10 protein-coding genes and 1 rRNA gene are annotated in these 12896 nt (G+C 56.0%); 8 read left to right on the plus strand and 3 right to left on the minus strand.

Translation table 11 applies throughout. The features are described 5' to 3' along the window. Nucleotide 1 precedes the first annotated feature (1 nt). The 4 genes from rrf (at nucleotide 2) to F3J31_RS19685 (ending at nucleotide 3238) form a co-directional block, all read left to right on the plus strand. Nucleotides 2-117 (plus strand): 5S ribosomal RNA (gene rrf / locus F3J31_RS19670). A gap of 124 nt (nucleotides 118-241) precedes the next feature. Continuing rightward, complete coding sequence (gene murB, locus F3J31_RS19675; RefSeq protein WP_167214857.1) at nucleotides 242-1270, plus strand: UDP-N-acetylmuramate dehydrogenase; 1029 nt, start codon at nucleotides 242-244, stop codon at nucleotides 1268-1270. Beyond that, the gene (gene birA / locus F3J31_RS19680; RefSeq protein WP_167214860.1) at nucleotides 1267-2229 is read left to right on the plus strand and encodes a bifunctional biotin--[acetyl-CoA-carboxylase] ligase/biotin operon repressor BirA; all 963 of its coding nucleotides are present in this window, start codon (nucleotides 1267-1269) and stop codon (nucleotides 2227-2229) included. Before murB ends, birA begins: the two co-directional genes overlap by 4 nt. Before the next feature lie 16 nt (nucleotides 2230-2245). Further along, on the plus strand, nucleotides 2246-3238 hold the full coding sequence (locus tag F3J31_RS19685; RefSeq protein WP_167214980.1) for a glycosyl hydrolase family 8: 993 nt from the start codon (nucleotides 2246-2248) through the stop codon (nucleotides 3236-3238). 60 nt (nucleotides 3239-3298) lie between these two features. Here the strand turns inward: F3J31_RS19685 and bcsG are convergent, their stop codons facing one another. Genes bcsG through bcsE form a run of 3 tightly spaced genes read right to left on the minus strand, consistent with a single transcriptional unit; the run spans nucleotide 3299 to nucleotide 6724 of the window. Further along, nucleotides 3299-4978: a cellulose biosynthesis protein BcsG gene (bcsG, locus tag F3J31_RS19690; RefSeq protein WP_045909072.1), complete on the minus strand. Its 1680-nt coding sequence runs from the start codon at nucleotides 4976-4978 to the stop codon at nucleotides 3299-3301. Continuing rightward, complete coding sequence (gene bcsF, locus F3J31_RS19695) at nucleotides 4971-5165, minus strand: cellulose biosynthesis protein BcsF (RefSeq protein ID WP_045909071.1); 195 nt, start codon at nucleotides 5163-5165, stop codon at nucleotides 4971-4973. The genes bcsG and bcsF overlap by 8 nt, the downstream gene beginning before the upstream one ends. After that, complete coding sequence (gene bcsE / locus F3J31_RS19700; protein ID WP_045909070.1) at nucleotides 5162-6724, minus strand: cellulose biosynthesis c-di-GMP-binding protein BcsE; 1563 nt, start codon at nucleotides 6722-6724, stop codon at nucleotides 5162-5164. The genes bcsF and bcsE overlap by 4 nt, the downstream gene beginning before the upstream one ends. A gap of 175 nt (nucleotides 6725-6899) precedes the next feature. Between bcsE and bcsR the strand changes: the two genes are divergently transcribed. From bcsR to bcsB, 4 genes are read left to right on the plus strand one after another with little or no spacing between them, the layout of a single operon-like run. Then, a complete protein-coding gene (gene bcsR / locus F3J31_RS19705; RefSeq protein ID WP_008503237.1) occupies nucleotides 6900-7088 on the plus strand; it encodes a cellulose biosynthesis protein BcsR in 189 nt (62 codons plus the stop codon). An 11-nt stretch (nucleotides 7089-7099) separates the two neighbouring features. Continuing rightward, a complete protein-coding gene (gene bcsQ, locus F3J31_RS19710) occupies nucleotides 7100-7852 on the plus strand; it encodes a cellulose biosynthesis protein BcsQ (RefSeq protein ID WP_045909069.1) in 753 nt (250 codons plus the stop codon). Then, entirely contained in the window at nucleotides 7849-10464 is a 2616-nt protein-coding gene (gene bcsA / locus F3J31_RS19715) for a UDP-forming cellulose synthase catalytic subunit (RefSeq protein ID WP_167214863.1), read from the plus strand. The genes bcsQ and bcsA overlap by 4 nt, the downstream gene beginning before the upstream one ends. A gap of 10 nt (nucleotides 10465-10474) precedes the next feature. After that, entirely contained in the window at nucleotides 10475-12895 is a 2421-nt protein-coding gene (bcsB, locus tag F3J31_RS19720; RefSeq protein WP_167214866.1) for a cellulose biosynthesis cyclic di-GMP-binding regulatory protein BcsB, read from the plus strand. Nucleotide 12896: the final 1 nt, after the last annotated feature.

A 12896-nucleotide genomic window follows, 5' to 3' on the forward strand; every position in this document is an offset into this window, starting at 1 on the left:
GCCTGGCGGCTTTAGCGCGGTGGTCCCACCTGACCCCATGCCGAACTCAGAAGTGAAACGCCGTAGCGCCGATGGTAGTGTGGGGTCTCCCCATGTGAGAGTAGGGAACTGCCAGGCATCAATTAAGTGAAGAGGCCATCCGAAAGGATGGCCTTTTTGCGTTTATACGCTGCACAAACTGATCCCCCATCACCCTGCTTATACGGTAAACTACCTGCGTTTTTGCATCAGGATAGCGTCTATGAACCACTCCCTTAAGCCCTGGAATACCTTTGGCATTCAACGCAATGCTAATCAAATTGTACGTGCCGATACTGCACAGCAGCTGCTGGATGCATGGCAAAGCGCAACAGAAAAAAACGAACCCGTACTGATTCTGGGCGAAGGAAGTAATGTCCTGTTTCTCGACGATTTTGCGGGAACGGTGATCGTTAACCGCATCATGGGAATTGATGTGGAAGAGCGTGCCGACAGCTGGCACGTGCACGTGGGGGCTGGTGAAAACTGGCACCACCTGGTGCAGTTTACCCTCGAAAAAGGGATGGCGGGTCTGGAAAACCTTGCGCTTATTCCAGGCTGCGCCGGATCGTCACCCATTCAGAACATCGGCGCCTACGGCATCGAGCTGAAACATGTCTGTGAATATGTCGACTGCATCGAGCTGGCGACCGGAACGGCGACGCGTTTAACCGCAGAACAGTGCCGTTTTGGCTATCGTGACAGTATCTTCAAACATGAATATCAGGATCGCTACGTGATTGTCGCCGTGGGTTTGCGTCTGTCGAAGAACTGGCAGCCCGTATTGACCTACGGGGATTTAACGCGTCTCGATCCGGCTACCGTTACCGCACGCGACGTTTTTGACTCGGTTTGCCATATGCGGATGACCAAGCTTCCCGATCCCAAAGTTAATGGAAATGCAGGAAGCTTCTTCAAAAACCCGGTGATCAGCGGCGAAAATGCCCGACGCTTTCTGGAGGAGTGGCCAACCGCGCCACATTACCCTCAGGCGGATGGCAGCGTGAAGCTGGCAGCAGGATGGCTTATCGATCAATGCCAGCTAAAAGGCACTTCAGTTGGCGGGGCAGCTGTTCACCGACAGCAGGCTCTGGTACTGATTAACCAACACGATGCAACCAGCGACGATGTGATACAGCTGGCTCACTACGTTCGCCAGCGTGTCGGCGAAAAATTTAACGTCTGGCTGGAGCCAGAAGTCCGCTTCATTGGTCGCACAGGTGAAGTCAACGCTGTGGAGACTATCGCATGAAGGACAATACGGTCCCGTTAACCCTGATTGGTATCCTGGCGGATGGTGAATTTCATTCCGGCGAGCAGCTGGGTGAGCAGCTGGGCATGAGCCGCGCCGCCATTAACAAGCATATCCAGACGCTCCGTGATTGGGGTGTTGATGTATTTACGGTTCCCGGAAAAGGCTACAGCCTGCCAGAGCCGATTCAGTTGCTGAATGAAGACGCGATCCGCAGCCAGATTGGACACGGCAACGTGGCGGTGCTGCCGGTGATTGACTCGACGAACCAGTATCTGCTGGATCGTCTGCCTGAGCTCAAATCCGGCGATGCCTGTGTAGCTGAATATCAACAGGCCGGTCGCGGCCGTCGTGGCCGCAAGTGGTTTTCACCCTTTGGCGCCAATCTCTATCTGTCCATGTACTGGCGACTCGATCAGGGCCCGGCCGCTGCCATTGGCCTGAGTCTGGTCATCGGAATCGTCATGGCAGAGGTGCTGCACCATCTGGGTGCGGATCAAGTGCGTGTTAAATGGCCTAACGATCTGTACCTCAACGATCGTAAACTTGCCGGGATTCTGGTCGAACTGACGGGCAAAACGGGCGATGCGGCGCAAATCGTCATTGGCGCGGGCCTCAATATGGTGATGCGCAATGTCCAGAATGACGTGGTTAATCAGGCCTGGACTAACCTCCAGGAGGCGGGGATCGTCATCGATCGTAACACCCTTGCCGTACGTATGATTAAAGAACTGCGCAGCTCGCTCACGCTTTTTGAGCAGGAAGGGCTGGCACCGTTCCTGTCGCGTTGGGAAAAGCTGGATAACTTTATCAACCGCCCGGTGAAATTGCTGATTGGTGATAAAGAGATCTACGGCACTTCCCGCGGTATTGACGCTCAGGGCGCGCTGCTCCTGGAGCAGGATGGCGTGATCAAACCCTGGGTGGGCGGTGAGATTTCTCTGCGGAGTGCCGAATAACCGGATGGAGTGAATGATGCGAAAACCCGTCTGCGCGACGCTGGCCGTCATGATGAGCTTGTTGTTCTCACCCCTCTCTCAGGCGGGGCAGGCCTGGGAGAGTTATAAAGCACGCTTTTTCAAACCGGAAGGCCGCATTGTCGATACCGGCAATGGCGGCGTGTCGCATACGGAAGGTCAGGGCTTTGCCATGCTGATGGCAGTCGCCAACGACGATAAGGCCACGTTCGATAAGCTCTGGCAATGGACAAACCGTGAGCTGAAGAACAAAGAGAACGGTCTGTTTTACTGGCGCTATAACCCCGCAGAGTCCAACCCGGTCGCGGACAAAAACAACGCCGCCGATGGCGATGTGCTGATTGCCTGGGCGCTGCTTAAAGCCGATGCCCGCTGGCATGACAAACGCTACAGCGCCGCATCGGATGCCATTACAAAAGCGCTGGTTGCTCATAGCGTCATCCGCTATGCGGGTTACCGCGTGATACTGCCCGGCGTCCAGGGATTTAAGCTTGACGGTGAAGTGGTCCTTAATCCTTCCTATTTTGTGTTTCCGGCCTGGCAGGCCTTCGCCGGACGCAGTCATTTGCCGGTCTGGCGCGAGTTGATTAAGGACGGGAAGCGCCTGTTGGGGAAAATGGGCTCGGGTAAAGCGAATCTGCCCGCTGACTGGGTCTCGCTGGCATCAGATGGCAAGCTGGAACCGGCCAAAGGCTGGCCGCCGCGGATGAGCTATGACGCGATTCGTATTCCGCTGTATCTTGCCTGGTCTGATAAGCAAAGCCCACTCCTGACGCCGTGGAAAGCGTGGTTTGGGCAATTCCCCCGGGAGCAAACGCCCGCCTGGGTTAACGTCACCACTAACGAATATGCGCCTTACATGATGGAAGGCGGCCTGTTGGCTGTACGCGATTTAACGATGGGGCAGCCTTCCGGAGAACCCGAAATCACCTCTAAAGACGACTACTATTCGGCAAGTCTGAAAATGCTGGTGTGGATTTCAGCGCAATAATAACGCACTGGCTATCCCCTCTCCCCGATGGGGAGAGGGTTAGGGTGAGGGGGAAATCAGTTACTGCGGATACGGTACCCAATCCCCGCCGTTCAGGCGAACGTACGGTTTGTTCTGATACTGAATCACCACCGCGTTGGCGTTCTCGGAGACTTCTGCCGTTTGCGGCAGTTTGCTGGTGAGCTGATCCCAGTTCACGCTATCTTCCACAAACAGCTTCCCGTCAACGGCACGGGCAACCAGTTCTGAGATTGCCAGATAGCTGGTCGGCTGGGTGATTTCAATCGGTGCGCCCTGATGGGGTGCCTTCATCCCAAAGAACTTGATGCCAGCAGGCACGTTGGTAATCGACGGGCTTGGGATATCACGCAGGCCTGACACCTGCATTCTGTCGCCTTTCAGCGCGCCACCGTGCTCAGGTACCACAACCACCATTACTTTACGGCCTGATTTTTCCAGCTCCGTAAAGAACGCGTCCAGCTCGTCGAAGAGTTTCTGCGCACGCACTTTATAATCCGCCGTTTTGCTCACGCCCGGGAAGTGGTTACCGTCGTGGAGCGGCAGGGTGTTAAAGAACGTCGCGCTGCGTGGATTACTGTCTTTTTCGATGGTCTGCAGCCAGCGTTGCAGGACAGCGGAATCGTCATAGACGGGCGAGCCGTCGAAGCCCAGCAGAGAGACAGGAAGACCGGTTTGATCCATCAGCGGTGCCTGCATCCCCCCCTGTTCGCGCACCTCTTTCAGGAAGTTACCGAACTGGCCGTTATGCCCCAGCATCAGATGCTGCGTAAAGCCCAGTTTGGCGAGGTTATCGAACAGATAACACTGGTTGCCGGCGGGTTGATACAGATTCTTATGCGATGCCTGACCGCAGCTAGCACGCAGCAGGCGGATGGCCGCCGGGCCGCTGTACGAGGTGGCAGAGTTGAAATCTTTAAACTGAATGTCGAAATGAGACCACAGCGGATGAGACATCAAACCTGCAGCGTCCACGTCTGCCCAGGAGAGCGAGCAGATGTTGATCACCAGCAGTTCAAACGGCTGAGCATCCGCCGGCAGCGCATCCGGGAATTTCGTCTGTCGCTTGTCTTCCGCGGTATAGAAACTGGAGAGCCAGGCGTTCAGGTTTGTGGAGGTCGGCGGTGCGGTCTGGGTTGGGATATCGCCCACCACAGGCGTATCGCCTGCCGTGGTGACGGTGGCCGCCGCGCTTCCCCCGGTGGTGGTCACCGTGGTGGTTGGTTGACCGGCAGGCCACAGCGAAAAGTTTGGCCCAGCCAGCGTCAGCACGTTAAGCCAGATCATAATCGCGACGACAAACACCGTGACGCGAATCCACTGTGACAGGAACAGCCAGGCAACCAGCAGCACAAATACCGCGCCTATCATCTGCCAGTTAATAAACCGCTCGGTCAGATCGAGGATATAGCTGGCGCTAAAGCCCGCCACCTGTGAGCCTTGGCTCATAATGCTGTCCGGCCCCGGTAACCAGGTATCATGCCAGAACAGCGCAAAGCCGAGAGGGATGGCTATCCAGTGACGTAAGCGATGCAGCCTGATATTCGGCAGGGGCATCAGCAGGAAGGCCATAAATACCAGGTTAAGAAGGGGATGGAAATTCAGATAGCCTGCCCACAGCAGACCAAACTTTACCAGAAAGTAGAAGTTCCAGCCGGAAAGGCCGCGCCAGTATTGCCAGAGCGGCGAGGGTGACGAAGCGGTATAGGTAGAATTAGTCATGTTTTCGGTCTGCCTTGACGTGTGATGCCCGTGTCAGTGTTCCGGCTGGTTTTACATAGCGAGGTTTTATAAACAGCACTCTGGCCGTATCACGGATACGACGTATGGAATGGCGTGCATAGTAGCCAAGCGGGAAAAAGATCAGCGCACAGACTATAACCAGTTGAATGATATCGCTGATATTCATGATGGTGCGTTCTCCGCGTTGTCCGTTAATAAGCGAAGGGGCTCCGGAACCCGACGCCAGACATGTCCATCATGTCTGGCATTGAGGATCGGTTTCGCATCGCTCTTAATAGCGAGCGGTTTAGCCCATTGTTCAGGCTGGAGCGCACGCATCTGCACCAGCTCCGCGCTGATCGTATTATCTTCGAACCAAATCATACGGTTCGAGAAAATATCCCCGGTAGGCAGGGGGAAGATATGGTTTAGCGCCGTATCGAGGTCGTTTACCCGACAGAAGGACAAAAACAGCACCAGGCGATTGTCGCCAATGGTCATGATGTCACCCGTACGATTGGGGCGACACAAGGTGAGAGCCTGTTCAACGCGGATACCGGGTACAGGACGCAGGGCAACCATAACCCCTTTTCCGTCAGCAGGAAGAAGCGTATTGCTCATCATGTTGCCGACGGCGTCGCAGAAGGTATCCCATTTTTGGTATCCACGCAGCTTCATCGGCTGCGTCATGGAGAGCAGCGTAGAAATGTCTTCCGGTACATGGCGGCTAAACTGCTGGCCCTGAACGCTTTCGATCAGCGTCAGGCAGCGTGACAGCGGCGCGTTCCAGGGAATGACCATATTTGCACCACAGCCCAGAAGCAGACGCTCATCGGTGGCGCGCAGGCTGGTATTGTTTTCGCGCACGATGATTTTTAATGCGCTTCCGCGCTGGCGGCGCAAGGTGTGGATCTGCCTTGCCAGCGTCTCAATCTGGTTATTCTGCATCAATGAGAAGATAAGGGTTGCCGCCTGGGTTGTGCGGGCTTCGTGGAAAAGGTCTTCGTTAGATTCAAACAGCGACCAGTTTTCCGACAGGGCGGGCGCCCCTTCTAAAACCGCGATATGGCTCAGGATGCGTTTTTCATCACTGCGCGGCTGCACCACGGTTTCTTCCTGCTGTGCCAGGTGCCACTTACCCTCGATGTGTTTCAGCGTAAGTTGTTGCCTGGCGCTCACGCCTTTTTCATTACACCAGAAGGCAATATCGTAGAGATAGCTGCCCACCTGGTCACGAACGCTTGCCAGACCGAACAGGGAACGATATTCACCCATTAAAAGTGAGAACAGCTTGTCATTATTACTGCCGGGATTGACTATCAATAGCGTGCAATTTTGAAATTTTGCCCATTTATTGATTTTTTCCAGCCACGGCAGCAGTTTTTCAGCAGGGATATTTTGCAGGACGTTATTTGCACATTTAAGGATCACCAAATAGTGATCCGGATCAATAGTGCACTGAACGTCGCGGGACAAAAAGTATAGACTATCGGCATCGGATGTCATGGAAAATAATCGCACCGTCTGAGGCCCGCGATCGTTTTCCAGCGTGATAATTTTCTTCGGATCTTCGCCCATGCTAATGACGGCCACGCGGGAATCCTTATCCTGGGCAGCAATTGTCTGGTTTACCAGACTGATAGCATCTTCATTCCGGTCCGTATTAATCCACCAGACTCCTCCGACTGGCATGTGGCTCAATTCGTCCCATAATGACTGGATGCCAATAGAAAATATGGAGTCCACGGTGTCCCTCTTTTCGTCTAATTTATCTGTATCTCAGTTTACTAGCGAAAGCGTAGAAATAAACCTAACATTGAAATTAAAGAACATCAGATTTAGCATGTAAATGAAATTTGTCAGGGCAGGAAGCCCCGCAACTTCTTTAGCGTGCGATTTTCCTTAAAGGGATGGAAAAAGAATGGATAATAATGAACCCGGTACCCCAGTCGACTCGACCCTGGGTTACACATTCCAAAACGATTTTCTGGCGCTGACGCAGGCCTTTTCTTTACCTGAAATAGATTACACCGATATTTCCCAGCGGGAACAGTTGGCCGCGGCTATTAAACGCTGGCCGTTATTAGCTGAATTCGCCCATCAACAATAAGGGAGCCATTGATGGCCATACTCGGATTACAGGGTGTCCGTGGGGGTGTGGGTACCACATCTGTTACCGCGGCACTGGCGTGGTCATTACAGCTTTTAGGTGAATCGGTGCTGGTTATTGACGCCTGCGCCGATAATTTACTGCGTATGTCGTTTAACGTCGACTTTACTCGCGAAGAGGGCTGGGCCCGCGCGCTGCTTGACGATAAAGACTGGCAGGATGCAGGTTTGCGCTATACCTCCCTTCTTGACCTGCTGCCGTTTGGTCAACTGACCACCACGGAACGCGAGAATGAAGCCGCATACCAGCGCCTGTTTTCGCAATTTACGCTGGCGCTGCAGAGCCTGAAGGAAAAGGGGCACTACAAGTGGATCCTGCTGGATCTGCCGCACGGTGCCGGCACGCTGACCCGACAGCTTATCGCGCAGTGCGATCATGTCCTCTCGATCGTTAACGTCGATGCGAACTGCCATATCCGCCTGCATCAGCAGGGGCTACCTCAGAATGGCCATATCCTGATTAACGATTTGCGCATAGGCAGCCAGATCCAGGACGATCTGTATCAGGTCTGGCTGCAGAGCCAGCGCCGCCTGCTTCCCATTGTCATCCATCGTGATGAGGGCATGGCGGAATGCCTTGCGTCGAAGCAGCCGCTCGGCGAATACCGCAGCGATTCACTGGCGGCAGAAGAGATCCTGACGCTGGCTAACTGGTGTCTGCTGAACTTCGCCAACCGGGCGGAGCATGCAGGGAGTGATGTATGAGTCGTCTCGCCAGCTGGTTACTCATCCCACCGGTCAGTTCGCGTTTGAGCGAACATTACCGGCATTTTCGCCGTCACGGTGCGTCGGCATTCAGCGCCGCGCTCGGCTGTTTCTGGATGATTCTGGCCTGGATGTTTATTCCACTCGAACACCCGCGCTGGCAGCGCATACGTGCCCGGCACAGTGAACTGTATCCGCACATTAATCCTGACCGGCCGCGTCCACTGGATCCGGCGCGTTATCTCATTCAGGCCATCTGGCTGGTGGCGACCTCATCCCGCGCGGAGATAAAAACGCCGCACTGGCGGAGCTTCTCCCGCGTGCAACAGTTACGTGAACGCTACCATCAGTGGCTGGACAGGCTGCCCAACAGCGTCAGCGATAAGACCAGCCATCTGGATAACCACAAAGAGCTCGGGCATCTCCACCCGGGCTTGCGGCGTTTTATCCTCGGTGTGATCGTCGTGTTCTCGCTCATTCTGGCGCTGGTCTGTATTACGCAGCCTTTCAACCCTCTGGCGCAGTTCACCTTCCTGATCCTGCTTTGGGGCGTGGCGCTGCTGGTGCGCCGAATTCCGGGTCGCTTCTCGGCGCTGATGCTGATCGTGTTGTCGCTGACCGTCTCCTGCCGCTACATCTGGTGGCGTTATACCTCGACGCTGAACTGGGACGACCCGGTGAGTCTGGTGTGCGGCCTGGTGCTGCTGTTTGCTGAAACCTATGCCTGGATTGTGTTGGTGCTGGGCTATTTCCAGGTGATTTGGCCGCTCAACCGCCAGCCGGTTCCGCTGCCAAAGGACACGACCCAGTGGCCAAGCGTCGATCTTTTCGTGCCGACCTACAACGAAGACCTGAGCGTGGTGAAGAACACCATCTATGCCGCGCTGGGCATCGACTGGCCGAAAGATAAGCTTAAGGTCTGGATCCTGGATGACGGCAACCGTCCGGCGTTCCGCCAGTTCGCGGAGGAGGTCGGCGTCGAATACATCGCCCGTCCGACGCATGAACACGCTAAGGCGGGGAACATCAACAACGCGTTGAAGTATGCCACCGGGGAGTTTGTTTCGATTTTTGACTGCGACCACGTGCCGACGCGCTCGTTCCTGCAGATGACCATGGGCTGGTTCCTGAAGGAGAAAGAGCTGGCGATGATGCAGACGCCGCACCACTTCTTCTCGCCGGACCCGTTTGAACGTAACCTTGGCCGCTTCCGCAAAACTCCGAACGAAGGCACGCTGTTCTATGGCCTGGTACAGGACGGAAACGACATGTGGGACGCCACCTTCTTCTGCGGCTCATGCGCGGTTATCCGCCGTAAACCGCTGGATGAAATTGGTGGTATCGCCGTCGAGACGGTCACCGAAGATGCGCACACCTCGCTGCGCCTGCACCGTCGTGGCTATACCTCAGCCTATATGCGCATTCCGCAGGCTGCTGGCCTCGCAACGGAGTCACTGTCGGCGCACATTGGCCAGCGTATTCGTTGGGCGCGCGGCATGGTGCAGATTTTCCGTCTCGATAACCCGCTGATCGGGAAAGGACTCAAGCTGGCGCAGCGTCTCTGCTACGTCAACGCCATGTTCCACTTCTTGTCCGGTATCCCGCGACTGATCTTCCTGACCGCGCCGCTGGCGTTCCTGCTCCTTCACGCTTATATCATCTACGCTCCCGCGCTGATGATTGCGCTGTTTGTTCTGCCGCACATGATCCACGCGAGCCTGACGAACTCCAAGATACAGGGTAAATACCGCCACTCCTTCTGGAGTGAAATCTACGAAACGGTGCTGGCCTGGTACATCGCGCCGCCGACGATGGTGGCGCTGATTAACCCGCACAAAGGTAAATTCAACGTCACCGCGAAGGGCGGGCTGGTAGAGGAGGAGTACGTCGACTGGGTGATCTCCCGGCCGTATATCTTCCTGGTGCTGCTGAATATCGTGGGCGTCATTGCGGGTATCTGGCGCTACTTCTACGGTCCGGAAAACGAAATCCTGACCGTCTTCGTCAGTATGGCCTGGGTCTTCTACAACCTGATTATCCTCGGCGGCGCGGTGGCGGTGTCGGTGGAGAGTAAACAGGTTCGTCGCGCACATCGCGTGGAAATCTGCATGCCAGCGGCGATTGCCCGTGAAGATGGCCATCTTTTCTCCTGTACCGTGCACGACTTCTCTGACGGCGGTCTGGGGATCAAAATCAACGGCCAGGCGAAGGTGCTGGAAGGGCAGAAAGTTAACCTGCTGCTTAAGCGCGGTCAGCAGGAGTATGTCTTCCCCACGCAGGTCGTTCGCGTGGTGGGCAATGAAGTCGGCCTGCAGCTGATGCCGTTGACCAAAAAGCAACATATCGATTTTGTGCAGTGTACGTTTGCCCGCGCGGATACGTGGGCTCTCTGGCAGGACAGCTTCCCGGAAGATAAACCTCTGGAAAGCCTGCTGGATATTCTGAAGCTGGGGTTCCGTGGCTATCGTCACCTTGCAGAATTTGCCCCGTCGTCGGTGAAATTAATTTTCCGGTCACTTACTTCGCTGGTTTCCTGGGTCGTGTCGTTCATTCCTCGTCGTCCTGAGCGGGATGAGGCGAAGCAGGCGGACCCGGTTATGGCTCAACAATGATGATAACGCGATGAAAACAAAACTTTTCTGGTTATGTGCAGTGGCAATGGGGATGAATGCGCTCCCCGCAACAATGGCTAACGCGGCCCCGGGTAACGCAGCGGCAACGCCTGCGCCAACCGTACCTGTCGTCGCGCAAGCAACCGATCCGGTTGTCACCGCGGCACCCGGTCAAACGGAAAACATCCTGCCGAACCAGCCAACGGAGGGGAATACCCAGCCGGCAGACGGCCAGGTCATCGGGCAGGTCATGCCGGGCGTTCGCGGGGCGAATGCGCCCGTCGTTGCGGACAATGCGCCGTCGCGTGACGTGAAGCTGACCTTCGCGCAAATTGCGCCGCCTCCGGGCAGCATGGTGCTGCGCGGCATCAACCCTAACGGCGGCATTGAATTTGGCATGCGCAGCGATGAGGTTGTCTCTAATGCGGTGCTGAACCTTGAATACACGCCGTCACCGTCGCTGCTGCCGACCCAGTCTCAGCTGAAGGTCTATCTGAATGACGAGCTGATGGACGTTCTGCCGGTCACCAAAGAGCAGCTCGGCAAGAAAACGCAGGCTCAGGTGCCGATCAACCCGCTGTTCATCACCGACTTTAACCGTATTCGCCTGGAATTTGTCGGTCACTACCGCGATGTCTGCGAAAACCCGGCCAGCAACACGCTGTGGATGGACGTCGGGCGTAACTCCTCGCTGCAGATGACCTACCAGTCGCTGGCGCTGAAAAACGATCTCTCAGCCTTCCCGGTTCCGTTCTTCGATCCGCGTGATAACCGTCCGCTCACGCTGCCGATGGTGTTTGCCTCGTCCCCGGATGTGACCGAGCAGCTGGCGGCCACCATTGTGGCGTCCTGGTTTGGTTCACGCGCGGGCTGGCGCGGCCAGAGCTTCCCGGCGATGTATGACAAGCTGCCGGACAGAAATGCCATTGTGTTTGCCACCAACGCGAAACGCCCGGCCTTCCTGCGCGATCATCCGGACGTCAACGCGCCGACCGTTGAGATGATAAGCCACCCGGAAAACCCGTACGTGAAGCTGCTGGTGGTCTTTGGTCGTGATGATAAAGATCTGGTGCAGGCAGCAAAAGCCATTGCCCAGGGCAACGTCCTGTTCCGTGGCAACAGCGTGGTGATAGATGAGGTCAAGCCGCTGCTGGCGCGTAAACCTTATGATGCGCCAAACTGGGTGCGTACCGACCGTGCGGTAACCTTTGGCGAGCTGAAAACCTATGAAGAACAGCTGCAGGCGACGGGGCTTGAGCCAGCGCCGATTAGCCTGTCGCTGAATCTGCCGCCGGATCTGTACCTGCTGCGCACCAACGGCATTGATATCAATCTGAACTACCGCTATACCGCGCCAGCCACCAAAGACAGCTCGCGCATGGATATCAGCCTCAACAACCAGTTCCTGCAATCCTTCAGCCTGCAAAGCACGCAGGATACGAACCGCCTGATGCTTCGCCTGCCGGTGCTGCAGGGGCTGCTGGATGGTAAAACGGATGTTTCCATCCCGGCACTGAAGCTGGGCGCGATAAACCAGTTGCGCTTTGATTTCCAGTACATGAACCCGATGCCTGGCGGCTCGGCGGAAAACTGCATCACCTTCCAGCCGGTGCAGAACCACGTGGTGATTGGCGATGAGTCGACCATCGACTTCTCTAAGTACTATCACTTCCTGGCGATGCCGGACCTGCGCGCGTTTGCTAACGCGGGCTTCCCGTTCAGCCGCATGGCCGATCTCTCTGAGTCCATTGTGGTGATGCCAAAATCGCCAAACGAAGGGCAGGTCACGACCCTGCTGGACACCATGGCGACCGTTGGCGGACAGACAGGATTACCGGCAATTAACGTCACGTTGACCGACGATGGCAGCCAGATTCAGAACAAAGACGCTGACATCATGGTGATTGGAACCATTCCGGATAAGCTGAAGGATGACAAACGTATCGATCTGCTGGTAAAAGCGGCCCAGTCCTGGGTTAACACGCCGCTGCGCCAGACCGAATTCCCGAGCATTATGCCGGATGTGAACGACCGTCAGGCCAGCGCGCAGACGACGATAACGTCTCAGGGGGCAATGGCTGCGGTGGTGGGCTTCCAGTCACCTTACAACGAACAGCGTAGCGTGGTGGCTCTCCTTGCGGACAGCCCGCGCGGGTATGAACTGCTCAATACGGCCATGAACGACAGCGGTAAACGTGCCGCTATGTTTGGTTCCGTGTCGGTGATCCGTGAGTCCGGCGTCAACAGCCTGCGCGTGGGCGATGTGTACTACGTAGGCCATCTGCCATGGTTTGAACGCCTGTGGTATGCGCTGGCTAACCATCCGGTTCTGCTCGCTATCCTGGCTGCGGTTAGCGTGGTCCTGCTGGCATGGGTGCTGTGGCGTCTGCTGCGAATCATCAGCCGTCGTCGTCTGAACCCGGATGAGTAAG

The organism is Enterobacter sp. Acro-832 (assembly GCF_011752745.1).
Taxonomy (GTDB): Bacteria; Pseudomonadota; Gammaproteobacteria; order Enterobacterales; family Enterobacteriaceae; genus Enterobacter; species Enterobacter quasiroggenkampii.